This is a genomic window from Burkholderia theae (assembly GCF_048565265.1).
GTDB lineage: Bacteria > Pseudomonadota > Gammaproteobacteria > Burkholderiales > Burkholderiaceae > Burkholderia > Burkholderia theae.
In genome coordinates this window covers 2,253,143-2,276,291 of the sequence record NZ_CP183462.1, presented here as the reverse complement: position 1 = coordinate 2,276,291, position 23,149 = coordinate 2,253,143, and the positions used below count along the sequence as shown (strand labels likewise).

Genomic DNA, 23,149 nt, shown 5'->3' with positions numbered 1-23,149 from the left:
TCCTCGCATCCCATCGGATCGCCTCCCGGCGCTATATCGCCCAGGTTCCGAAATTCCTGCCCGGGCCGGCGGTCAGTTGCACGAATATTTTCCAGCTCGTCTCGGGATTGCCGTTGCAGACAGCGGCATGAAGTTCGTTCAGCGTCGCGGCGATGCCTTGATCGGCGCCGAAGTGTTCGTCGTTGAGCGTACGCAGCAGCGGAATGAGCCGCTCGGCAATTTCGCCGGCAGCCGAGGTGGCTTGCCCGGATTCAGGCGCATCGCGCCACGCGAGAAGCGCGTGCCGTATCCGGTCTTCGACCTTGGCGGCTTCGAGAATATACGGGGTCATCGGGTGATCGAGATCGAGCATGGCGTTTATTCCGTGTCTGCGTGGCCGCGACTGGCGAGCGGGCCGGGAGGCCGCCCGTCCGACGCGGCCTGCCCGATCATCCAGCCGCGCATCACGGCGATCGCATCGTCGTCGCGCCGCTCGGCCGGATACACGAGATAGAACCCCACCGACAGCGGAAACGCGAAATCGAACGGCTTGCACAGCCTGCCGGCAGCGATGTCGCGTTCGACCAGGGGATCGGTCGCGAGCGCGATGCCCTGGCCGGCGACGGCCGCATCGATCGCGAGCGACGTCTGGTTGAAGCGCAGCCCCTTGTGCGGATCGACGTCGACGGATTCGGGCATCGCCGCAAGGAACTCGGGCCACAGGTCGTGCGCGTCGTGCAGCAGCACATGGCCGGCGAGCGCGCGCGGCGATGCGGGCGCGGCCAGCAGCGCGGGGCTGCAGACGGCGCTCACGTCGAGCGGGAACAGCGCATGCGTGGCGAGATGCTTGCCGAACGGCGGCTTGCCGAAACGGATCGCGAGATCGACGCCGTCGTGGCGGAACGTCGCGAGCTGCTGGTCGGCGATCACGCGCACGTCGTAGTCGGGATGCGCGTCGGTGAACCGCGCGAGCCGCGGGATCAGCCACTTCGACGCGAACGACGGCGTCGTGCTGATGGTTAGCGCCGCGCGCCGCTTCACGAGCTTGTCGGTCGCGTCGGCGATCGCATGCAGCGCGCGCTGCACGTCGGAGAAATACGCGGCACCGTCGTGCGTCAGCGCGAGGCCGCGCGGCAGGCGCTCGAACAGCTTCAGGCCGAGCACGTCCTCGAGGTGGCGCACCTGCTGCGCGACGGCGCCCTGCGTCACGCCGATCTCGTCGGCGGCGGCGCGGAAATTGAGGTGCCGCGCGGAGACTTCGAACGCGCGAAGCGCATTCAGCGGCGGCAGGCGGGAGGGGCGAGGCGGCATCGTCAGGCTGTAGAAAAACTATCGTCTGGAGGGAGAAATACTGGTTCGACAGTCGTTCGTGATGCGCCTACATTACCACCATGGCGCGCCGAATGGCGGCTGCGCGGCGGCAGGATCCAAACGAGGAGCAGATCGTGACTGTAGAAAAAGTGGCGTTGATCACGGCGGCGGGTAAGGGCATGGGCGCGGCGATCGCGCGCGAACTGGCGGCGACGGGCTATCGCGTCGCACTGATGTCGCCGTCGGGCAGCGCGGTGGCGCTCGGCGAGGAACTGGGCGGCTTCGGCATCCAGGGCTCGGTGACGGAAGAGGCCGACATCGACCGGCTCGTGCAGGAGACGGTCGCGCGTTACGGCCGCATTGACGCGGTCGTGAACAACACCGGGCATCCGCCGAAGGGCGAGCTGCTGTCGATCGCCGACGAAAGCTGGCACGCGGGGCTCGACCTGATCCTGCTGAACGTGGTGCGCGTGATGCGCCGCGTGACGCCGATCTTCCAGAAGCAGGGCGGCGGCGCGGTGGTCAACATCTCGAGCTTCGCGGCGGACGCGCCCGAGCAGCCGATGCCGGTGTCGTCGGCGCTGCGCGCGGCGTTGAGCGCGTGGACGCGTCTTTACGCGGAACGCTACGCGGCCGAGAACATCCGGATGAACGCGGTGCTGCCGGGCTTCATCGACAGCTGGCCGGAAACGCCGGAGATCGTCGCGCGCATTCCGGCCGGCCGGTTCGGCAAGACGCAGGAGATCGCGAAGACGGTCGCGTTCCTGCTGTCGGACGGCGCGGGTTACATCACCGGGCAAAACATTCGCGTCGACGGCGCGATCGTCAAGGCGCTCTGAGCCACGCCGAGCGTCACACCGGCGAGCGGCCGCGCGGGCCGCTCGCCGTACAGCGGCTACAAACGCGTACAAACCAGACAAATCCGGGATACATCAGACCTTTCAAATGGGCGACGCCGCGTGACCCGGGCGCGCCGGATTGAAAGCCAAGGCGCGACCCCGCGCGCGGCATGTTCACTTTCCACTTCACGAAAGGAGATGCCGAACGATGTCTTCCACACCGTTTTCCCCGATGCGTCGCCACCTGCTGGCCACTTCCGTGGCCGCCGGGGTCTCGGCGATGCTGCCCACCGCGCTGCATGCCGCGACCGGCGGCAGCGACATCCGCCCGTTCACCGCGCACATTCCCGATGACGCCGTGGCCGACCTGCGCCGCCGTATCGCCGCGACGCGCTGGCCGGGCCGCGAGACCGTCGCCGACGAATCGCAGGGCGTGCGGCTCGCGCGCATGCAGGCGCTGCTGCGCTACTGGGGCACCGACTACGACTGGCGCAAGGGCGAGGCGCGCCTGAACGGTTTCCCGATGTTCATCACGGAAATCGACGGGCTCGACATTCACTTCATCCACGTGCGGTCGCGGCACGAGAACGCGATGCCGATGATCATGACGCACGGCTGGCCCGGTTCGATCTTCGAGCTGCTGAAGGCGATCGGCCCGCTGACCGACCCGACCGCGCACGGCGCGAGCGCGGACGACGCGTTTCATGTCGTCGTGCCATCGTTGCCGGGCTTCGGCTTCTCGGGCCGGCCGACGCAGACAGGCTGGGGTTCCGACCACATCGCGCGTGCGTGGGGCGAGCTGATGGCGCGCCTCGGTTATACGCGCTTCGTGTCGCAGGGCGGCGACTGCGGCTCGGTGATCTCGCACCGGATGGCGATGCAGCGCGTGCAGGGGCTGGCCGGGATCCACGTGAACATGCCGGCGACGGTGCCGCCGGATATCGCGACGCTGCTCGCCACCGATGCGCCCGCGCCGGCTTCGCTGTCACCGAAGGAGAAGGCCGCGTACGAGAAGCTCGCGACGTTCTATCGCGACAACTGCGGCTACTCGGCGATGATGGTCACGCGCCCGCAGACGGTCGGTTATGCGCTGGCCGATTCGCCGTCGGGGCAGGCTGCATGGATGGTCGACAAGATCTCGCAGTGGACTTATAGCGGTGGCGTGCCTGAACGCTCGATCCCGCGCGACGAGATTCTCGACGACATTTCGCTGTACTGGCTGACGAACACCGCGACGTCGGCCGCGCAGATCTACTGGGAGGATCACTCGAACAACTTCAACGCGGTGGACATCTCGATGCCGGCCGCGATCACGGTGTTTCCGGGCGAGATCTACCAGGCGCCGCGCAGCTGGGCCGAGCGCAGTTATCACAACCTGATCTACTTCAACGAAGTCGACAAGGGCGGGCATTTCGCGGCATGGGAGGAGCCGGAACTGTTCGCACGCGAGGTGCGTGCGGGGTTCCGGCCGCTGCGTCGCGGGTAAGCGTGGGTTGATTGGCGAACGCGGGCCGGTTGTCGTGCGGCCCGTGTTCGTTTTTACGGAATCGCTTGCAGCGCCTGTGCGAGCTGCAGGATGCGGTGCGCGTTGGCTGCGCGCGTATCGGTTACGGTCGCGCTGTGGCCAGAACGTTCGCGTCGACCGCGCGATCATCAAGGCGCTCTGAGCATCGACGCCGAACTGCGGCACATCCGTGCGTCACGCGCCAGCACCGCACGCTCAATAGGACTTGCCGGCAACGGTCGCCGACTCCAGCTCGCGGGTGATGATCTGGGTGCTGCCGATATTGGCCACCGACTTGACCAGGCCGACACCCGGCGCCAGCCAGTCGTCCGCGATCGTCGTGTTCGTCAGCGCCGCATTGGAGAGCGTCTCCGTGGTGTGATAGTGGCACGCGTTCGCGAAGACCTTGCCGTTCCTGAGGCTGACGGTTTCGCGCGCGACATAAGCGCGCTGGATCGAGACGGAGGTTGGGGCACCGCCCGACGGAAAGACAGGCGTATCCACGTAATTCACCGTCTCGCTTCCCGCGAGCCCGATCGTCTCGACATAGGGCGGCGAATTCACGTCCTGTAGCGCGAGGGTGCCCGAATTGTAGACATCGGTGCCGTAATTCGTGCGCACGCCGTTGCCGACGAGATAGTAGTGATTGGTCTGGATCGGCGAGCCGGCCGTGGTTTCGGCCTGCTGCGTCAGCGTGATGCCCTGGAACTTCGCGGGTGCGAAGGTCCGTGTGTACACGCCGTTGTCGACGGGCTGGCTTTGCGACGTTGCTTGCGTATACATGTGCAACTTCACGGTATCGCCTTGCTGGTAAACCGGATCGCACTCGAGGTTCGAGGTGGTCGTCCCGCCGGTCGGGCTGCCCGAGCTGTTGCCGCCGCTGCCGCCGTTGTTGCTCGCGCCCGATCCGGTGCCGGACGGCGTGGGCGAAGGATTGTCGTCGCCGCCGCAGGCGGTCAGGGCCAGACAGGTCAAAACGATCAGTGCAACGGCTTTCATCGGGATCACCTCGAAATGAACAGGACGAACGGAACCGATGCGCGCGGACAGCGCCGTACGCACGGACGGTCATGGACGGAAATCGGCCGGCGGCGCACCGCCGGCCCGTGAACGTCAGTTGACCTGGAGCTGGCCACCGCGGCCGAGGCCGCCCTTGACGTCCTGCGCCTTGTAGCTGCGCAGTGCGACGACCATCTTGTTGTACGCGTCGATGAACGCGACGACGGTCGCCTTGCCTTCCGGCGTCGTCGAGAAGCCCGCAAGGGCGCCGCCTACACCACCGCCGAAACCACCGAGCGCCGCGCCGTAGTTGGTCGCCGTCGAACTGCCTTCGGCCGCCGCGATCTGCACGGCCGAGCGCACGTCGAACAGCGTCAGCGTGACGACCGATGCCTTCGTCTGCAAGTGGCCGGCCACCGCCGCCACCGCGCTGTTGCCGATCAGCCCGCCGATCATGCTGCCGATGCCGGCGATCGGCGAATCGTTGATGACGATCTGCGGTTCCATGTAGTAGTCGGCCGCGACACGCTGACCCTTCTGCTGCTTCGAGCCCGCGCGGTATTCGCCCGAGTTGCGCTGCAGCTGCGTGATGCGCGACAGGCGCGCGTCGCTCTTCTGGTTGCCGATCGACGTGATCACGAAGCAGTTCGACTGCTGCACGGCCAGGCGCAGCAGCGGATCGATGGTCGTCATCTTGGTCGCGCTGCCGAACGGGCCCCACCAGTCGGCGTTACGGCCGTCGTCGACGGCGATCGTGCCGAGCGGCGACGCGCAGCGCTGCAGCCCCGAATCGGCGCCGGCGCTCGTGCCGCCTGCGGCGGCGCCGGTCACGCCGGCGTTCTGGCCGCCGGGCGTCACCACGCCGCCGCAGCCCGCGACGGCGGCGCAAAGCGCTGCGACCAGCGCACCTTGAGTGAGACGATGGGAAAGGATGGTCTTCATGTCGTTATCGATCGAGTGAGTCGTTGTTCGGCTTATGTGTTCGTGCGAACTTCGTAAGCCCCCCGGGCTTGGCGCGATGATGGTCTCCCCGCTGCCGCCCCGTTGCTTCCAGCCCGGTCAGTAGTACCAGTACGTCTGATTCCAGACGCCGTAGTACGGATAGCCCGAGTACCAGTAGCCGTAATAGACGTCACGCCATTGCGTGCGCCATTTCCAGTCTTCTTCGTCTTCCTTCTTGGCCTTGCGCGCGAGCTCGAGCAGCTTCTTCGATTCCTTGTCGCCGCGGCCTGCCGCGATCGACAGCCACTTGTCCGCTTCGCGCGGATCGGAGCCCATTTCCTCGAGACCGAACAGGTAGAAACTGCCGAGCGCCTTCTGCGCCTGCAGGTCGCCGCGCTCGGCTGCGTCGCGCATCCACTTGAGTGCCTGGTAGCTGTCCTGGCGCACGCCATCGCCGCGGAAGTAGCGCAGGCCGAGGTCGTAAGCGGCCTTCGGCTGGGTCTTCGCGGCTTGCTTGAGCGATACGATGCGCGGATCTTCGCGGTCTTCCGAATCGTCCCTTTTTTGATAGGACACCTGATTTTTTGAGTGATCGGAACAACCGGTGTCGTCGCAGATCCGTACCGTGTTGCTGGTAGCGGACGGATCCTGCGCGCAAGCGGCCAACAGCAACAGCAGCCCCGGTGCGAGTAAACGGCGATGCATTGTTAGCTTCCTTGAGTTCTATTGGCGCCGCACTGCTTCGCGCTATCCCGCCCCGTGATCGCGTACCCGGTTAGCGCACGGGATGGCGAATATCATCCGCCAACGCCGACACGCGACCTACAGCGCTCTCAGGTTCTTGTTTTGCCCTGCCATGTCGCTATAAGGTTTGACGCACGAAAACGGGGTGGCATCCGCATACTGCCCCGTCATTCGCCCAATTCCGCCGCGGCACCGTCAGGCACTGAATTCCTGTCCGAAAATCCGGATCTTTTAAACCAACCGACATAAACTGGTATTTTCTAGTTTCAAATGATACATATCGGTCTATCCAAGAGTCAAGGTAACTTGCGAGTTTGTGTGACGGGCCCTGCTGGCCCGGCCGGAAGGCCGGTGGGGAGGGCGGACGTGACCGAGCGGTACGATGCTAGAATTGCTCGTCCCACGCAGTTGGAAGAATCAAGGAGGAACCGTTCGTGCGAGCCAGCAAACGCCAGTTGGTGGTGGATAAAGCCACCGAGCTGTTCTCGAAGCACGGTTTTCATCCGGTGGGCGTCGACTGGATCATCGACGATTCCCGCGTCGCCCGGATGACGCTGTATCGGCATTTCCCGAGCAAGGACGAACTCATTCGGGAAGTGCTGGTCCAGCGCTACGACCTGATCGTGTCCAGCATCGACACGCAGTTGCTGCACGTCACCGATCCGGTCGAGCGTGTAAAGACGATCTTCGACTGGTACGAAGCCTGGTTCAATACGCCCGAATTTGCCGGGTGCCTGTTCGAGCGCGCGTTGGCCGAATTTGGCACGGCGTATCCACCCATCTCGGATGTCGCGATCCGGTACCGCCGGAAAATGGTCGAATGGGTCGCCGAATTGCTCGCGGGCCTCGTGTCTCCCGACACGGCAAAACGACTGGCGGCCGTCTACATGATGCTGCTGGATGGTGCGACCGTCGACGCCAGGGCGTTCAACGACGCCGCGTCTGCGTCGCGCGCGTGGCAAGCCGCGAAAGCCCTTCTCGAACAGGCGATGCACGCCGAGGGTGCGATTGCGGACTACGATACGCACCGCGCGTAACGGGGCAATCATCGAACTGATCGTGCGGGCGTACCGCGACAATCCGTTCGATCGGAAAGCGCTTCCGTTTTACGGCTGACCACCTCCTGGCGCAGGGCAAAGGTCTCCGCAAGACTCGCTCTCGAATCTATCAGGATTCCTGAGTCAGATCAGCGTGCCGGCATCAACCACCCAATACGAATTACCCGTCTCTTGAACTGGACAGCGTGTCTGCCAGGTGTCCATCGCTGAACCGAGTGGGTGGACACGAGGCGATCAACGCCTTCCGATCTTCGAAATGCTGAAGGCGGTCGGTCCGCTGACCGACTCGATCCCCGGAGCCGGCCGTCGCGCAGCAGGGCATTGACTGCCGGCACCTCGATTCCATGATCGCTGCACGGGATTTACGTGGGTTCGTGCTGTCGGCGGAGCAGCACGCTTTCGAGCCACGCATCGATATCGTATTGAACGAGATCCTTGTTGTGGTCGTTCAATATTTCATGCCGGTCGCCGGGATAGAACCGGTATGTCAGCGCCAGATGCCCCTGGCGCATGTAACGGGCAATCAGGGCCTGGATCGAGATCGTATGTTCGCCTACCGGATCGTGGGTGCCGGCGATCACCAGAACCGGCAGGTCCACGGGAATTCTCGATTCATGCTCGGGGATCCACAGGTTACGGAAGCCGTCGAGCACGGAGTACAGCATGCTGTTGGAAAACGGCTTGCCGCAGAGTTCGTCGTCCAGAAAGCGCTGTATCTCGACCGGGTCCGCCGTCATCCATTCGCAGCCGGTCGACGGTTGCCCCTGATGCACGAACGGCGCGTTGAATGCTTGCAGCACCTTGCCGAACAGCATCGCGGGTTGGTTGCCGTCGGCAGAACGCGCTACGACGCCGAGTTGCGCCAGCGTGTCGTCGTCAACACCGGGCAATGCGCCCAGTGTGCCGCAGAGTACCGCGCCGGCCAGAAGGGAACCGTGGTTCTGGATGTGCGCTTGCGTGAGTGCGGAGCCCATGCTGTGGCCGAACGCAATCAAGGGCAGGTCGGGAAACTGCGTCCCGATCAGGCGGGATAGCTGGGCGATGTCGCTCGTCATGTCGGCCCACGCCGTGAGCCCGGCTTGCCCCAATGCAGCGGCCCCGGCGGTACGACCATGTCCGCGCAGATCAAGCGCGAAGACGACGTAGTGTCGAGCCGCCAGATAGCGGGCGAGCCGATCGTAGCGTCCGCCATGTTCGCAGATCCCGTGCGTGATCTGCACGGCCCCTCGCGGTGTCTCGTTGGCCGGCGGCGTCCATTTCCGGAAAAAGATCCTGGCGCCATCCACGTCTGACGAGAATGACGATTCTTCGTACCGGCAATCGGGTGATGCGGTCATGTCGGAGACTCCGTTTCACATTTGGGGGGAGAGGCTGTCGAGCGCGTGTATGTCTCGTGTTTTCGGAGCGACCGTGAAATGACGGCCTCGCTCTCGCGAAAACAGGACGGATGGTTCGTCTCGGGCGAGCATATCAGGAACGTGGGCCGGAGAATGGCGAAACCTGATATTAACGACTGTTGATGGGTAATTGGCATTAGATGCGTATGTTTTCTGTTGTGATTCGTTGAGTATTTTATTGGCGAGAGGTTTGCCGATGCGTCAGGCGACGTGCGCCTGTTACGTCGTCTATCGCACGATTTTTGAATCGCTGTGTGTCGTGTTCGGACACAGATACGTTGCGATACAAAGCATCCGGACGGTTCGGATATAAAACCGGTGAAGCGTTTCACACGGCGGCGCGGTGCCACGCGCCGCCGCTGCGAACGGCGAACCCTGAGCGCCCGCCCGTGCCGCGGGCCCCTTCCTTAGCAATCGACAATGGAGAACGAGTCATGCCTGATACCGTGAACACCCGCCGCCGCCTGATCCTGGGCACGACGCTGGCGAGCCTGAGCCTCGCCGACCTCGGGTTCGGCAACCTGGCGCGCGCGCAGTCGGCGCCCGCTGCACCGGCTGCGCCGCGCGCGGACGGCGTCGCGTCGCTGGGGACGATCCACCAGATCGACGCGGGCGTGCTCAACGTCGGGTATGCGGATCTCGGGCCGAAGAAGGGCCCCGTCGTGTTCCTGCTGCACGGCTGGCCGTACGACATCTACAGCTATGCGGAAGTCGCGCCGCTGCTCGTCGCGGCCGGTTATCGCGTGATCGTGCCGTACCTGCGCGGCTACGGCTCGACGACGTTCCGCTCGGCCGACACGGTGCGCAACGGGCAGCAGGCCGTGACGGCCGTCGACATCATCGCGCTGATGGATGCGCTGAAGATCGACCGCGCGGTGTTCGGCGGTTACGACTGGGGCGCGCGCACGGCCGACATCATCGCGGCGCTGTGGCCGCAGCGCGTGAAGGCGCTGGTGTCGGTGAGCGGCTACCTGATCGGCAGCCAGGAGGCGAACCGCAAGCCGCTGCCGCCGCAGGCGGAGTTCCAGTGGTGGTATCAGTTCTACTTCACGACCGAGCGCGGCGCGCTCGGCTACGCGGCGAACCGCGACGCGTTCAACAAGCTGATCTGGCAGCTCGCTTCGCCGAAGTGGCAGTTCTCCGACGAAACCTACGCGCGCTCGGCCGCGTCGTTCCAGAACCCCGATCACGTGGCCGTCGTGATCCACAACTATCGCTGGCGCCTCGGGCTCGCGAAGGGCGAAGCGCAATACGACGACATCGAGCGGCGTCTTGCCGCCGGGCCGGCGATCACCGTGCCGACGATCACGATGGAAGGCGACGCGAACGGCGCGCCGCATCCGGAACCGGCCGCGTACGCGAAGAAGTTCACGGGCAAGTACCAGCACCGGACGATCACCGGCGGCATCGGCCATAACCTGCCGCAGGAAGCGCCGCAGGCGTTCGCCGATGCGATCCTGCAAGTGGAGCATCTGTGATGCGGGCGGGTGGTGGCATCCTGCGTCGCGGCATGGGCCGCACGCTCGTCGCGGGCGCACTGTTGGCCGGCACGTTGTCGGCGAGCGGGCCGGCCGCGTTCGCGGAGCAGCCGAACCCGGCTGCTTCGCCGATCTACGGCGTGACGATTCCGCCCGGCTACCGGAAGTGGGAAATGGTCGCGCCGGCCGAAGAGGCCGCGCCGCTCGACGAGCTGCGCGTGGTGCTCGGCAACCCCGTCGCGATCCGCGCGCTCGAACAGGCGACGCTGCCGTTCCCCGACGGCACGATCCTCGTGAAGCTCGCGTACAAGCGCAAGCAGTCCGACGAGTTCGCGCCGGCGACGGTGCCCGGCCAGGCGACGACCGTGCAGGTGATGGTGAAGGACTCGCGCCGTTATGCCGCGACGGGCGGCTGGGGTTTCGGGCGCTTCATCAACGGCGTGCCGGCCGATATCGGCCAGCATCAGACGTGCTTTGCGTGCCACCAGGCGCGTGTGAAGAACCACGACTACGTGTTCACGCGGTTGGCGCCATGACGTGATGCGGCATCGCGGGTTCGATGCAACGAAAGGCGTGCCGCGCGAGGCACGCCTTTTTTTAGGTTCATCGCAGGAAACCGTGGAGCGTTTTCGAGCGATTGCATAATCTGACACATGATTTTAAGGATGTCGGAGGAAGCAATTGCTCGATCGAAAGGCACTTCAGGCGCTGGGCTGCTGGACCGGCTATCGGTTGGAACGGGTGGAATGGCCGCAAGGAGAAGAGCGCACGCTGTCGCTATATCTGAGGCCGGTCAGCAAGGTCATGTACTGCGAGCAATGCGGTGCACGCTGCCAGCAAATCCATGAGACGGTGGTTCGTCGAGTGCGCGATCTGCCGCTGTTCGAATATCGGGTGGTGCTGCACGTTCCCCGTCGCCGGGTCTGGTGCGAACACTGCGGCGGCCCGCGACTGGAGAAGCTGGCGTGGCTGGGCCGCTACCAGCGAGTGACGGAGCGGTTCGCCAAGGCTTGCGAGAAGTTGCTGCAAGCGGCCAGCGTACAAGCGGTGGCGGGCTTCTACGATCTGGGCTGGCACACGGTCAAATCGATCGACAAGATGCGCCTGCGAGCACGCGTGGCCGAGCCGGACTGGTCGACGATCCGCTATCTGGCGATGGACGAGTTCGCGCTGCACAAAGGCCATCGCTACGCCACGGTGGTGGTTGATCCGATCGGCCGGCAGGTGCTCTGGGTCGGGCCAGGACGTTCGCGCGAAACGGCGCGAGCCTTCTTCGAACAACTCCCTGAAGGCGTGGCCGAGCGTATCGAAGCAGTTGCGATCGACATGACCACGGCCTACGAGCTGGAGATCAAGGAACAGTGCCCGCAGGCGGAAATCGTCTTCGATCTGTACCACGTCGTGGCCAAGTACGGGCGCGAAGTGATCGACCGAGTTCGGGTGGATCAGGCCAACCAACTGCGAGATGACAAACCAGCGCGGAAGGTTCTGAAGTCCAGCCGCTGGCTGTTGCTGCGCAACCGCCATAACTTGAAACCAGAACAGGCGGTACACCTGAAGGAACTGCTGGCCGCCAATCAATCGCTGCTATGCGTCTATGTGCTGCGCGACGAACTCAAGCGGCTCTGGTTCTACCGAAAGCCAGCCTGGGCGGAAAAAGCCTGGGGGCAATGGTTCGAACAGGCCCAGCAAAGCGGGATTGCCGCCCTGCAAAAGTTCGCCCAGCGCTTGCAGGGGTATTGGCATGGAATCGTGACTCGCTGCCGCCATCCGCTCAATACCAGCGTTGTTGAAGGCATCAACAACACTATCAAGGTCATCAAGCGCAGGGCTTACGGGTACCGCGACGAGGAATACTTCTTCCTCAAGATCCGCGCCGCGTTCCCCGGAATTCCGCGATGAACCTTTTTTTATGGTGCGTGGGTGTGGCCGAACGCTTCGAATGGCGACTTTGTATCGCACTGTATCTGCGGCCGTTCCGGAAAAACTGGCATGCAGAAAGCACCGGTTTCGGAAACATGCCGGATACGTGAGCGGGTTCTACTGTCGACATGCAGCAAACATTCGATGCCAGACGTTTGCATCGGATGCCAAGTGATCGACACCCCAACTTTCGTCAAGGAGCATGCTCATGAAAACCGCCCGTATCCTCGCCGTTGCCGTCCTCGCCGCCATCCCCGCATTGTCGTTCGCCGATACCGGCCATGGCCTGACGCGCGCCGACGTGCGCGCCGAACTGGTCCGGCTGGAACAGGCCGGCTACAACCCGGCACGCAGCGAACCGCATTACCCGGACGACGTCATCGCCGCCACACAGCGAGTCGCGCGTTCCGACCAGAACGGCCCGTCGAAGTCGCAAGGCGACAACGTGGCCGATGCGTCGACGCCGAGTCATCGCGACTCGGCACGTGCGCGTTCCTCGCAGAACGCCGCCGACGACCTGTACGCGCATTCGTGATGCGCTGCTGCGCCTGCCGCATGTGCGGGCGCAGCCGCTACCGCAGCATGTTCAAACAACACAACAGATCAAGGAGCAAAACGATGGCCGGTTCGATGAAACGGGTTCTGGTATCCGCCGCGGTGATCGGTGGATTGTTCGGTGCGGTTGCGGTGCAGGCCGCGCCGAAGGATGACCTGAAGGGCACGAATGTCGTGCTCGTGCATGGCGCGTTTGCCGACGGGTCGAGCTGGAACCGCGTGATTCCGCTGCTCGAGGCGCGCGGGCTGCATGTGGTGTCGGTGCAGAATCCGCTGAGCTCGCTCGCCGACGATGCGGCCGCAACGAAGCGCACGATCGACGAGCAGAAGGGGCCGGTTGTGCTGGTCGGTCATTCGTGGGCCGGTGTCGTGATCAGCGACGCGGGCAACGACGACAAGGTGAAGTCGCTCGTCTATGTCGCGGCGTTCGCGCCCGACGATGGCCAGTCGATCGCCGACGTCACGCAGGGGCTGCCCGCGCCCGCATGGGCCGGCGAGCTGCGCAAGGATGCGGGCGGGTTCACGCGGCTGTCGGACAAGGCGATCGCACAGGATTTCGCGCCGGACCTGCCGCCCGCGCAGCAGCGGATCGTCGCGGCGACCCAGGGGCCGTGGTACGGCGGTTGCATTTCGGAGAAGGTCTCGCAGGCCGCGTGGCATGCGAAGCCGTCGTCGTTCGTCGTCGCGACGCAGGACCGGATGATCGATCCGAAGCTGCAGGAAACGATGGCGAAGCGGATCGGCGCGACGGTCACGCGCGTGAACGGCAGCCATGTCGCGATGCTGAGCCAGCCGAAGGCTGTGGCCGACGCGATCATCGCGGCCGCGGAACGCGCGAAGCAGGATACGCAGTGAGCGGATGCCGCGCGGCCGTCGTACGGCGATGTCAACCGGCCGGCGCGGCACCCGATCGTCATTGACGACAGCTCATCGGACCCGCGCCGGCGGCGGCTTCCGGATCGCCGCAGTACAGCAGGTGATAGTGCTGCGGATCGCTATAGAGTGCGTGGAAACCCGTTTCGACGAACACGGATGCCAGGTTCCCGATCACCAGGGCCGCGAACAACCCGACCGCGAGCTTCACGAACGGCGACCGCCCCGCATCGCCGGACCGCGCCACGCCGACGTGAATCGACTGCAGGCGCGTCTGGAACGCAAGCATCAGCACGCAATAGATGATGCTTGCGGTCAGTGCGACATAGGACGCGGTGTACATGTGCATGCCCAGAATCGCACCGCCATAAGGTGGGGTGCCGGGCAACACGTGCAGGAACATCTGCATCAACCCGATCAGGCTGCCGACCAGCGCACCGACTGCGCTCAATGCATAGTTGGCGGGAGAAGGATTGCGGCTCCACACGTTCAACAGCAGTCCCGCGCCGAGCAGCATGAATGCGACCCGCTGGAGATTGCAGAGCGAGCACGGCAGTTCACCGTGTGCCAGCTGGAAATAGAACGCGACGAGCAGCACCGCATTGACGCCGTATAGCGCCAGCAAATCGATCAGGCGATTGGCTTTCATTTGTTTGACCTCTTACCAGGAGCCGTAGGTGGCGAACTGCGGAATGTGATGCGATCCGTGATGAATGGCCCATGCCGCGACCAGTAGCGTGGTCAGCCACCACGTCGCGCCAGCGGCCCTGTCGCGTCCCAGCAAGGACAGCAGGAGCGCCACGGCGGCGGACAGGAATGGAATGAATCCGATGAACATGATCGACCTCGATTAGTTGGAAACTGTCGCCAGGCAAGGCGCATGAAACAGGCTGCCGTGCACCATCCCGCGGCATGTGCGCACGATCACCATGGCCCACAAGCCGCCGAGCAACACGGCGAGCAACGTACCGAATACGGCGAATCCCTCAAAACCCGTCACGTGGTACAGGCTCAGCGACGCGGCGGTATAAACCCCCAGCGGAAACGTGAAACCCCACCAGCCGAGATTGAACGGCAGTCCTTCGCGGCAATAGCGCATCGTGAAGAGCACGGCGCACGCAAGCCACCAGAGACCGGCGCTCCAGAGCAGAAGGCCGCCGACAATGCCGAAGTCCCGCGCCAGCACCGCCACGCTGGCCAACGGCGTACCGGCGAACGCAACAGGTGCGGCCTGACCGAGCGTCAGCAGACCCAGCGCGCCGGTACCGATCGGGCCGAGCGTCAACCAGCTCGACGGACCGAGGTCGCGGTGCGGCAACTTGTGGATGACGAGCCGGAAGAACACGAGCGTCAGAATCGCGAACGCGAGCGGGACCGAGATGGCCCACAGCACGTACCCCGCGCCGATCAGCAGCCGGGCCTGCGACCCGACGAAATGCGGCGCGAGGGTCGCCGCGCTCGACGCCGCCACTTCCGGTGCGACGATCGGCAGCAGCAGGACCGCGGTCAGGCGTTCGAACGTGTGTCCCTGCTCGGTGAACATCAGGAACGGCACGCCGATCGCGACGACGACCGACAGCAGCGCGTCGAAACACCACAACGCATAAGCAAGCGCATTGGCCTCGGCGTGCCCGCCCGTGAACAGGACGATGCCGTTGATGATCGGCACGAGGCCCATCGGCACCGCGCCGAGAAACATCGACTGGACCGGATGGTGCAGCAGCGGCCGAATCGTTTCCGGGAACCGGATCGCCCGCGCAGTCAACATCGCGGCGAAGGCGAGATACAGCACGATGTCGATGATCCACAACGCCGATGCCAGTGCCCGCTGCCCGCTGAAGTGCAGCGGTAGTCCGGCGAGCACCAGCGACACGATGCCGTTTCCCATCGTCATCGCGAACCAGTTGGGCGTGAATTGCCGGATTCTGTCGGACAGGCCACGCGGCGCGCCGATGGTCGAGTTGGTCTTGGTCATTTGATTCTCCGTGTCGAAGAACTGCATGACTGGATTCTAGGGAGCGGCTTTGTATAATAAAAATACATCGTTTTGATGCTTCCTATATCACGATCATATACGTCGATGAACTTCACTCACTTGGCCGCGTTTCACGCGGTTGTCGAAACCGGCAGCGTCACGGCAGCCTCCGAAAGACTGCACGTCAGCCAGCCCGCGCTCACACGCGAGATTCGGGAGCTCGAGGAACGGCTGGGCGTGACGCTGTTCGACCGCATGCCGCGCGGCATGCGGCCCACGGAAGCGGGCCGACTCCTCGCCGAATATGCCGCCCAGATTTTTTCGCTGGCCGATGTTGCCGAGGCGGCGGTCGGCGAGTTCGCCGGCCTCACGAGAGGTCAGCTCGGCATCGGTTCGAGCCGGACCATCGGCGTGTATCTGCTGCCGGCCGTGCTGGACGCATTCCGCACGCGCTATCCGGGCATCACGGTCGATCTCCGGATTTCGAACAGCGAGAACATCGAAAACGCCGTTCTCGCGAACGAGCGCCAGATCGGCATGATCGAAGGGCCTTACGACAACACCGCATTCGATGCAGCCGTCATTGGCCGGGACGCCCTGATCGCGGTCGCCGCGCCGACGCACCCGCTGGCACGCAAACGGCAATTGACCGCCGATGCAATCGGAACCGCGGAACTGGTCATGCGCGAACCCGGTTCGGGAACGCGAACGGTCGTCGAGCAGGCCTATGCGCAGCGAGGGTTGACGTTGGCGCCGAAGCTGTCGGTCGGCAGCGCCGAGGCGATCAAGCAACTGGTGAGGCTCGGCAATGCGATCGCCTGGGTCTCGCGTAGCACCGTCACCGAAGAGCTCTCGTCAGGCACGCTGGTACAACTGCCCGTCAAGGACCTCAAGATCGAGCGCAATCTCTGCATGATCTGGCGCAAGGGCGGCAGCTTGAGCCCGAGCGCGCACGCGTTTCGCGAACTCGCCACGGACGTGTTCAAGCGTTCGCGGTGACGTGGACGGCAGTGCCCGAGTCGAGTCGCCGCGTCTGCAACGTTCCGGCTCGGGATATCGCGGCGCGGATCGCCCGCGCTGCCCGTCAACGACCGGCCTGGACCGCGCCATGCTGCTGCGCGGCGGCCTGAGCCGCGACCCTTGCTTCGGCGGCCTGGATGTCGTCCGGATAGTGCGGATCGTCGCCCGCCGCGGGCTGGTAGCCCGCCTGCTCGAGGCGCACGAGGTCGGCGATGACTTCGGCACGGGTCAAGGGCGCCGAGGTCGTATTCGCGTAGCTTGCGGTGGCGCTGGTCAGTGCGGCAGCAGCCAGTGCGAAACAAATGAGCGATTTCATATTCTTCTCCTGAAAACATAAAAAATGGACGCGCGCTGATACGGGCGCCGCGGTCGCAGGCAGAGCGATCGTCGCGAATGAAACACCGGTGGAAAGCCGGTGTTTCATATCGGTATCCTTAATAAAACAAAGTGACGAGCGAACTGAACCGGATCCGTCGCGTTCTAGCGCGGAGATCGAACCATGCACACGTTGATCGCTTTGCCTGTCTGGAACCCCGTCAATCGTGTCGGCGGGGCAATGTCGATATCTTGGGCCGAGACGCGATAGATGAAAAATATATCGTTGGTATCGACTTGATGCGTTCTTGATATATGAGCGCCAACACGAGCCGTGTCATCCCTTCCATGCAGGTTCGCCGTAGCGACGAACTGCATCAATCCGCCCGATAGCGCACAACCGCGATAGCAATTCATTCGGCGCTGATTAGGAAATGAATTTTTATTGGTTCTGCCTGCCCGGCCGCACTCGCATAGTGGGGCTGACGGCTATAGACAGCACGCAAGCTGCAACGGCCGCATTCCCGGTGTTTTTGTTCATACGAATCCACGAAAACAAGGAAGTGTCATGACGGTTGCATTGGAAGCACGAACCGCTGCGCAGCAGGCGCTCGAAGACGCCCGCGCGGCGGCCGCATCGGCCGGCACGCCCTACGCGGGCGGTGTGGCGCCGGAAGCCGCGTGGGCGCTGTTCTCGGCGGGCGACGCGCTGCTGGTGGATGTGCGCACGGCCGAAGAACGGAAATTCGTCGGCCACGTACCGGCGTCGCTGCATGTGCCGTGGGCGACCGGCACGAGCCTGACGCGCAACCCGCGCTTCGTCCGCGAACTGGAAGCGAAGACCGGCAAGGACGCGGTGGTGCTGTTGTTGTGCCGCAGCGGCAACCGGTCCGCGCAGGCGGCCGAGGCCGCGGCGAAGGGCGGCTTCGCGCAGGTATTCAACGTGCTCGAAGGGTTCGAGGGCGACCTCGACGAGCGGCAGCATCGCGGCGGCAGCAACGGCTGGCGTTTTCGCGGCCTGCCGTGGGCGCAGGACTGATTCACGGCCGAAACGGGAGAAGGCATCATGGCCGCATTCGAAATCGACGACATCGTTCAGTCGCTGCAAACCGTGCGCCGCGCGTGGCGCGAGAAGCAGCGGCGCTCGCTCGAACCGGGCGGGCGCGACCTGCCGGCGCGCGAGGCGCTCGCGCAGATCATCGGCGCGCTGAAAGGCGTGCTGTTCCCGATGCGGCTCGGCCCGCCCGACCTGCGCCAGGAGAGCGAGAACTTCCACGTGGCCCATGCGCTCGACGCGGCGCTGAACGCGCTGCTCGCGCAGGTGACGCTCGAGTTGCGCTATGCGGCGCGCCAGCGCAACGCCGACGGCACGATCGATCCGGTCGGCGACACCGCTTCGACGGCCGTGCAGGCGTTCGCCGCGCGGCTGCCCGAGATTCGCCGGCTGCTCGACAGCGACGTGCTCGCCGCTTTCCACGGCGATCCGGCGGCCGGCAGTGTCGACGAGGTGCTGCTGTGCTACCCGGGCATCCTCGCGATGATCCACCACCGGCTCGCGCATGAGCTGTACCGGCTCGGCCTGCCGCTGCTCGCGCGGATCATCGCCGAGCAGGCGCATGCGGAGACGGGCATCGACATTCATCCGGGCGCGCGTATCGGCGCGGGTTTCTTCATCGACCACGGCACGGGTGTCGTGATCGGCGAAACGGCGATCATCGGCGAGCGCGTGCGCGTGTACCAGGCCGTCACGCTCGGTGCGAAGCGTTTCCCGCGCGATGCGGCCGGCCATCTGGAGAAAGGGCTCGCGCGCCATCCGATCGTCGAGGACGACGTGGTGATCTATGCGGGCGCAACGATACTCGGCCGCGTGACGATCGGGCGCGGCGCGGTGATCGGCGGCAACGTGTGGCTCACGCAGGACGTGGCGGCCGGCGCGAACGTCACGCAGGCCGTGCTGCGCAGCGAAGCGAACGCCGCGCCGCGCGCGGCGGCACCGGTCGCATAGGGCACGCCATGAGCGACCTCATCCATCACTTCGGCGCCAACGTGCGCAAGCTGCGCGAAGCGCGCACGTGGTCGCAGGAGCAGCTCGCCGAGCACGCGGGGCTGAACCGTTCGTATGTCGGCGAGATCGAGCGCGGCGAGGCGATCGCGTCGATCGTCACGGCCGACAAGATCGCGCGTGCGTTCGACGTGTCGATCTCGACGCTGCTGCCCGGTGCGTACGTCACCTGAGGCCGCCTCGTTACGTTTCCCTTTCGGTTGTGCGCGACCTGACGGCTATAGCATGTTGAGCCGGCAGGTGCGTGCTTCCGATAATCACCCCGCGTCATAAGCAATCCCGTTTTTCATCTTAAGAACCCGGAGCCACACATGTCGACCGTTGCAAGCGGCACGGCCGCGCTGAGCGATCACGCCGCCCGCCAACTAGCGAACGCTACCAAGACCGTCCCCCAGCTTTCCACGATCACGCCGCGCTGGCTGACCCACCTGCTGCAATGGGTGCCGGTCGAGGCCGGCATCTATCGGCTGAACCAGGTGAAGAACCCGGAAGCCGTGCGCGCCGCCTGCACGCAGCTCGAGGACGAAAGCGTGCTGCCGCAGACCTTCGTGCCGTACGAGGAACAGCCGCGCGAATACTTCCTGAATGCGGTGAGCACGGTGCTCGACGTGCATACGCGGATCTCCGATCTTTACAGCAGTCCTCATGACCAGATCAAGGAACAGCTGCGCCTGACGATCGAAACGATCAAGGAGCTGCAGGAAAGCCAGCTGATCAACAACCCCGACTACGGGCTGCTGGCCAACGTGACCGACGAACAGCGGATCTTTCCGCTGACGGGCGCGCCGACGCCGGACGATCTCGACGAGCTGCTGACGAAGGTGTGGAAGGAGCCCGCGTTCTTCCTCACGCACCCGCTCGCGATCGCCGCGTTCGGCCGCGAATGCACGCGGCGCGGCGTGCCGCCGCCGACGGTCAGCCTGTTCGGTTCGCAGTTCCTCACGTGGCGCGGCATTCCGCTGATTCCGTCGGACAAGGTGCCGGTCGCGGACGGCAAGACCAAGATCCTGCTGCTGCGCGTCGGCGACAAGCGGCAGGGCGTCGTCGGCCTGTATCAGCCGGGCGTCGCGGGCGAGCAGGGGCCGGGCCTGTCGGTGCGCTTCATGGGGATCAACAACCAGGCGATCGCGTCGTACCTGATCTCGCTGTATTGCTCGCTTGCGGTCCATTCGCCGGATGCGCTGGCTGTCCTCGATGACGTCGAAATCGCCAAGTTCCATGACTATCCCGACACCTACCGTTAATCCCGGCCTGGCCGGCGGCGACGCGCTCGCGCTGCCGCACGCGCCGTTGCCGGCCGGGTTGCCCGACCCCGCGACGCTCGCGCGGCTCGCGTCCGAGTTCTTCGCGACGCCGCCCGGACAAGCGACCGCGCCCGGGCTGTCGGCCGGCAGCGGCGCGGTCGGCGGCGTGCCGTCGGCGCTGCCGGCTGCCGCGCCGATCCTCGCGTCGGTGAGCAACCCGGCGCCCGCCGGCTCGCCGCTCGCGGGGCCCGGCGGCACGGGCACCGGCGTGCCGGGCCTCGCGCTGCCGCAGGGCAAGGCGGCCGGCACGAACCTCGCACCGTCCGCGCCGACGCATGTGCTGTCGCTCGGCAATCGCGTGCCCGCGCTCGCGCCGCATGCGGCCGCGCAGAACGGGCTGCCCGACAACGTCGTGTCGATCGCACCCGCGCTCGAACCGCGCATCGGCGGCGCGGCGCTTGGCGTGCCGCAGGTGAATGCGGCCGCGTCGGAAGGTGCCGTGAAGCCGTCGCCGTACTACTTCACCGACGGTTCGCTGCAGGGCTGGCAGGCCACGCCGCAGGACATCGTCGTGCCGTCGAACGGCCTCGCGTCGCCGGAAGCGTTCGGGTTGCCGGGCGACGCTGCGCTGCGCGACCTGCTCGCCGTGCATCGTGACGCGCCGGTTTCGCGCGCATCGGGCGTGGACGTGCCGCGTTATTTCATCGACGATGCGCACGCGGTCGAGCCGCAAAGCAACCTGCATCGCGGCGCGCACCCGCCGTTCGACGTGAACGCGATCCGCCGCGATTTCCCGATCCTGCAGGAGCGCGTGAACGGCAAGCAGCTCGTGTGGTTCGACAACGCGGCGACCACGCACAAGCCGCAGGCCGTGATCGATCGCCTCGCGTATTTCTATGCGCACGAGAACTCGAACATCCACCGTGCCGCGCATGCGCTGGCCGGCCGCGCGACGGATGCTTACGAGCATGCGCGGGAAACGGTACAGCGCTTCATCGGCGCATCGTCACCGGACGAGATCGTGTTCGTGCGCGGCACGACGGAGGCGATCAACCTGATCGCGAAGACGTGGGGCGCGCAGAACGTCGGCGAAGGCGACGAGATCATCGTGTCGCATCTCGAGCATCACGCGAACATCGTGCCGTGGCAGCAGCTTGCCGCGCAGAAGGGCGCGACGCTGCGCGTGATTCCGGTCGACGATTCGGGGCAGGTGCTGCTCGACGAATACCGGAAGCTGCTCAACGACCGCACGAAGATCGTGTCCGTCACGCAGGTGTCGAACGCGCTCGGCACGGTCGTGCCGGTGAAGGAGATCGTCGAGCTTGCGCATCGCGCGGGCGCGAAGGCGCTCGTCGACGGCGCGCAGTCGATCTCGCACATGCGCGTCGACGTGCAGGCGCTCGATGCGGATTTCTTCGTGTTCTCCGGGCACAAGATCTACGGGCCAACCGGCATCGGTGTCGTGTACGGCAAGCGTGCGATCCTCGACGACATGCCGCCATGGCAAGGCGGCGGCAACATGATCGCGGACGTGACGTTCGAGCGCACGGTATTCCAGCCGCCGCCGAACCGGTTCGAGGCCGGCACCGGCAACATCGCGGATGCGGTCGGGCTTGGCGCGGCGCTCGACTACGTGAGCCGCGTCGGCATTGAGAACATCGCGCGTTACGAGCACGACCTGCTCGCGTATGCGACGAGCGTGCTCGCACCGGTGCCGGGTGTGCGGCTCGTCGGCACCGCGCGCGACAAGGCGAGCGTGCTGTCGTTCGTGCTGAAGGGCTATGAGACCGAGGAAGTCGGGCAGGCGCTGAACGAAGAGGGCATCGCGGTGCGCTCGGGGCATCACTGCGCGCAGCCGATCCTGCGGCGTTTCGGGCTCGAGGCAACGGTGCGGCCGTCGCTCGCGTTCTACAACACGTGCGACGAGGTCGATGCGCTCGTTCGTGTGGTGCGGCGGCTTGCGACGCGGCGTTGACGCTGCGCGCTTGCGGCGGCCCTCGCGGGCTGCCGCAAGCGCTTTCCCGCTACCCGGTCAGAAGCGCACGACCTGCTTTTGCTCGACCGTGAAGCCGTCGCGCAACACGCACGCGGAATCGGCGAAGTAGCGACGGGTTTCCGACAACAGGTCGGTGTTGCCGCGACGGCAGAACACCACACCCGACCCTTCCTCCGTCAGCAGTTCGTCGATCAGCGATTCGGGTTGCCCGATATCGGCGAGATGGACGTTCTGCACGCCGTGCGCAAGCGCATCGAGCGCTTCCCGCACGCAGGGCGCCGCATCGGCGGCCGGATGCTCGGTGAGCCATTGCTCGAGTTCCGTGATGCCGTACAGCCCCGCGAGTTCGCCGAGTTCGCGCAGCAGCGCGCTGTCGACCATCATCACCAGCGTCACCGCGCCGGTGCGTTGTGCGAAGAGACTGCCGAGTTGGTTCGGGCGCAGCAGGCGATCCTCGCCGTTGTCATCCGGCGCGATAGGCATCACGACGGGCACCAGCCCGTTTCCGAGAAACGCGTTTAACGCGGTGCCGTCGAATTGCGTGACCGGGCTCGTGTTCGTCCGGTCGGATTCAGCGCTGGCCACCAGCAGGCCGCCGTCGTGACCGTCGATGCCGATCGCCTTGACGCCGTGGCTGCCGATCAGGCGAACGAGTTCGTGGTTGACCTCGGCCATTGCGGCGCGCGCGGCCTGGACGGACTGCGTGCCGGGTGCGGACGGTCCGCCCTGGACGACGACCGGACGAACGCCGGTCAGCGCGAGCAGCGCGACATCTTGTGCGAACGCCTGGCGAAAACGCGCATCGCGCGCGGCGCCGCCATCGACGATGACGACGGTCTGCCCGTGCAGGGCCTGCATGAACGGCAGCGAGCGAGCCAGTCCGGCCACGCGCCGTGATGAAAGGGTGGGACTTTCAGGGTCTGGGAACATGAGAT

At 65.2% G+C, this 23,149-nt stretch carries 25 protein-coding genes; 14 read left to right on the top strand and 11 right to left on the bottom strand.

The genetic code is table 11. The features are described from left to right. Nucleotides 1-31: 31 nt before the first annotated feature. Together ACN22W_RS27720 and gcvA are read right to left on the bottom strand one after the other, a co-directional pair. On the bottom strand, nucleotides 32-352 hold the full coding sequence (locus ACN22W_RS27720) for a hypothetical protein (protein ID WP_419687916.1): 321 nt from the start codon (nucleotides 350-352) through the stop codon (nucleotides 32-34). Between the two features lie 5 nt (nucleotides 353-357). After that, the gene (gene gcvA, locus ACN22W_RS27715; protein ID WP_419687915.1) at nucleotides 358-1,290 is read right to left on the bottom strand and encodes a transcriptional regulator GcvA; all 933 of its coding nucleotides are present in this window, start codon (nucleotides 1,288-1,290) and stop codon (nucleotides 358-360) included. 134 nt (nucleotides 1,291-1,424) lie between these two features. Between gcvA and ACN22W_RS27710 the strand changes: the two genes are divergently transcribed. Together ACN22W_RS27710 and ACN22W_RS27705 are read left to right on the top strand one after the other, a co-directional pair. Next, nucleotides 1,425-2,129 (top strand): SDR family oxidoreductase, encoded by a 705-nt coding sequence (locus ACN22W_RS27710; RefSeq protein ID WP_048251800.1) that lies wholly within the window; start codon nucleotides 1,425-1,427, stop codon nucleotides 2,127-2,129. A 208-nt stretch (nucleotides 2,130-2,337) separates the two neighbouring features. Next, on the top strand, nucleotides 2,338-3,615 hold the full coding sequence (locus ACN22W_RS27705) for an epoxide hydrolase family protein (protein ID WP_419687914.1): 1,278 nt from the start codon (nucleotides 2,338-2,340) through the stop codon (nucleotides 3,613-3,615). A 234-nt stretch (nucleotides 3,616-3,849) separates the two neighbouring features. Here ACN22W_RS27705 and ACN22W_RS27700 read toward each other — a convergent pair whose 3' ends face one another. From ACN22W_RS27700 to ACN22W_RS27690, 3 genes are all read right to left on the bottom strand, one after another. Next, nucleotides 3,850-4,632 carry a hypothetical protein gene (locus ACN22W_RS27700; protein WP_193101329.1) on the bottom strand — a complete coding sequence of 261 codons (783 nt, stop codon included), beginning with the start codon at nucleotides 4,630-4,632 and terminating at the stop codon, nucleotides 3,850-3,852. Between the two features lie 114 nt (nucleotides 4,633-4,746). Then, a complete protein-coding gene (locus tag ACN22W_RS27695; protein WP_419687913.1) occupies nucleotides 4,747-5,574 on the bottom strand; it encodes a hypothetical protein in 828 nt (275 codons plus the stop codon). A 117-nt stretch (nucleotides 5,575-5,691) separates the two neighbouring features. Further along, nucleotides 5,692-6,279: a tetratricopeptide repeat protein gene (locus ACN22W_RS27690; RefSeq protein ID WP_129516523.1), complete on the bottom strand. Its 588-nt coding sequence runs from the start codon at nucleotides 6,277-6,279 to the stop codon at nucleotides 5,692-5,694. Between the two features lie 473 nt (nucleotides 6,280-6,752). Here ACN22W_RS27690 and ACN22W_RS27685 point away from each other — a divergent pair, with 473 nt between their 5' ends. After that, on the top strand, nucleotides 6,753-7,355 hold the full coding sequence (locus ACN22W_RS27685; RefSeq protein ID WP_419687912.1) for a TetR/AcrR family transcriptional regulator: 603 nt from the start codon (nucleotides 6,753-6,755) through the stop codon (nucleotides 7,353-7,355). A 383-nt stretch (nucleotides 7,356-7,738) separates the two neighbouring features. On the opposite strand, the gene ACN22W_RS27680 is transcribed toward ACN22W_RS27685, so the two are convergent. Further along, entirely contained in the window at nucleotides 7,739-8,713 is a 975-nt protein-coding gene (locus ACN22W_RS27680; RefSeq protein ID WP_419687911.1) for an alpha/beta fold hydrolase, read from the bottom strand. A 494-nt stretch (nucleotides 8,714-9,207) separates the two neighbouring features. Here ACN22W_RS27680 and ACN22W_RS27675 point away from each other — a divergent pair, with 494 nt between their 5' ends. The 5 genes from ACN22W_RS27675 to ACN22W_RS27655 all read left to right on the top strand — a co-directional run bounded on the left by ACN22W_RS27675 (nucleotide 9,208) and on the right by ACN22W_RS27655 (nucleotide 13,584). Then, nucleotides 9,208-10,251 (top strand): alpha/beta hydrolase, encoded by a 1,044-nt coding sequence (locus tag ACN22W_RS27675; RefSeq protein WP_343490769.1) that lies wholly within the window; start codon nucleotides 9,208-9,210, stop codon nucleotides 10,249-10,251. Beyond that, nucleotides 10,251-10,787, top strand: a complete 537-nt coding sequence (locus ACN22W_RS27670; protein ID WP_048248280.1) for a cytochrome P460 family protein — start codon at nucleotides 10,251-10,253, stop codon at nucleotides 10,785-10,787. The genes ACN22W_RS27675 and ACN22W_RS27670 overlap by 1 nt, the downstream gene beginning before the upstream one ends. A gap of 145 nt (nucleotides 10,788-10,932) precedes the next feature. After that, a complete protein-coding gene (locus tag ACN22W_RS27665; protein WP_419684184.1) occupies nucleotides 10,933-12,153 on the top strand; it encodes an ISL3 family transposase in 1,221 nt (406 codons plus the stop codon). A 229-nt stretch (nucleotides 12,154-12,382) separates the two neighbouring features. Further along, nucleotides 12,383-12,709 (top strand): DUF4148 domain-containing protein, encoded by a 327-nt coding sequence (locus ACN22W_RS27660; protein WP_419687910.1) that lies wholly within the window; start codon nucleotides 12,383-12,385, stop codon nucleotides 12,707-12,709. An 83-nt stretch (nucleotides 12,710-12,792) separates the two neighbouring features. Continuing rightward, nucleotides 12,793-13,584: an alpha/beta fold hydrolase gene (locus ACN22W_RS27655; RefSeq protein ID WP_412025269.1), complete on the top strand. Its 792-nt coding sequence runs from the start codon at nucleotides 12,793-12,795 to the stop codon at nucleotides 13,582-13,584. A 58-nt stretch (nucleotides 13,585-13,642) separates the two neighbouring features. Here the strand turns inward: ACN22W_RS27655 and ACN22W_RS27650 are convergent, their stop codons facing one another. From ACN22W_RS27650 to ACN22W_RS27640, 3 genes are read right to left on the bottom strand one after another with little or no spacing between them, the layout of a single operon-like run. Next, nucleotides 13,643-14,251 carry a disulfide bond formation protein B gene (locus tag ACN22W_RS27650; protein ID WP_419687909.1) on the bottom strand — a complete coding sequence of 203 codons (609 nt, stop codon included), beginning with the start codon at nucleotides 14,249-14,251 and terminating at the stop codon, nucleotides 13,643-13,645. 12 nt (nucleotides 14,252-14,263) lie between these two features. After that, nucleotides 14,264-14,440, bottom strand: a complete 177-nt coding sequence (locus ACN22W_RS27645) for a DUF5993 family protein (protein ID WP_164992083.1) — start codon at nucleotides 14,438-14,440, stop codon at nucleotides 14,264-14,266. A gap of 12 nt (nucleotides 14,441-14,452) precedes the next feature. Continuing rightward, nucleotides 14,453-15,577: a TDT family transporter gene (locus ACN22W_RS27640; protein WP_419687908.1), complete on the bottom strand. Its 1,125-nt coding sequence runs from the start codon at nucleotides 15,575-15,577 to the stop codon at nucleotides 14,453-14,455. A 105-nt stretch (nucleotides 15,578-15,682) separates the two neighbouring features. Between ACN22W_RS27640 and ACN22W_RS27635 the strand changes: the two genes are divergently transcribed. Further along, on the top strand, nucleotides 15,683-16,576 hold the full coding sequence (locus tag ACN22W_RS27635; protein WP_419687907.1) for a LysR family transcriptional regulator: 894 nt from the start codon (nucleotides 15,683-15,685) through the stop codon (nucleotides 16,574-16,576). Between the two features lie 85 nt (nucleotides 16,577-16,661). Here ACN22W_RS27635 and ACN22W_RS27630 read toward each other — a convergent pair whose 3' ends face one another. After that, a complete protein-coding gene (locus ACN22W_RS27630; RefSeq protein ID WP_419687906.1) occupies nucleotides 16,662-17,021 on the bottom strand; it encodes a DUF4148 domain-containing protein in 360 nt (119 codons plus the stop codon). Nucleotides 17,022-17,480: 459 nt separating this feature from the next. Here ACN22W_RS27630 and ACN22W_RS27625 point away from each other — a divergent pair, with 459 nt between their 5' ends. The 5 genes from ACN22W_RS27625 (at nucleotide 17,481) to ACN22W_RS27605 (ending at nucleotide 22,193) form a co-directional block, all read left to right on the top strand. Next, complete coding sequence (locus ACN22W_RS27625; protein WP_419687905.1) at nucleotides 17,481-17,951, top strand: rhodanese-like domain-containing protein; 471 nt, start codon at nucleotides 17,481-17,483, stop codon at nucleotides 17,949-17,951. 27 nt (nucleotides 17,952-17,978) lie between these two features. After that, on the top strand, nucleotides 17,979-18,917 hold the full coding sequence (gene epsC, locus ACN22W_RS27620) for a serine O-acetyltransferase EpsC (RefSeq protein WP_193101321.1): 939 nt from the start codon (nucleotides 17,979-17,981) through the stop codon (nucleotides 18,915-18,917). A gap of 8 nt (nucleotides 18,918-18,925) precedes the next feature. After that, nucleotides 18,926-19,147 (top strand): helix-turn-helix domain-containing protein, encoded by a 222-nt coding sequence (locus ACN22W_RS27615; protein ID WP_011356215.1) that lies wholly within the window; start codon nucleotides 18,926-18,928, stop codon nucleotides 19,145-19,147. A gap of 138 nt (nucleotides 19,148-19,285) precedes the next feature. Beyond that, nucleotides 19,286-20,218 carry a family 2A encapsulin nanocompartment shell protein gene (locus tag ACN22W_RS27610; RefSeq protein ID WP_006479760.1) on the top strand — a complete coding sequence of 311 codons (933 nt, stop codon included), beginning with the start codon at nucleotides 19,286-19,288 and terminating at the stop codon, nucleotides 20,216-20,218. Beyond that, entirely contained in the window at nucleotides 20,193-22,193 is a 2,001-nt protein-coding gene (locus ACN22W_RS27605) for a family 2A encapsulin nanocompartment cargo protein cysteine desulfurase (RefSeq protein WP_419687904.1), read from the top strand. Before ACN22W_RS27610 ends, ACN22W_RS27605 begins: the two co-directional genes overlap by 26 nt. Before the next feature lie 57 nt (nucleotides 22,194-22,250). Here ACN22W_RS27605 and ACN22W_RS27600 read toward each other — a convergent pair whose 3' ends face one another. Next, nucleotides 22,251-23,144, bottom strand: a complete 894-nt coding sequence (locus tag ACN22W_RS27600) for an acetylglutamate kinase (RefSeq protein WP_419687903.1) — start codon at nucleotides 23,142-23,144, stop codon at nucleotides 22,251-22,253. Nucleotides 23,145-23,149: the final 5 nt, after the last annotated feature.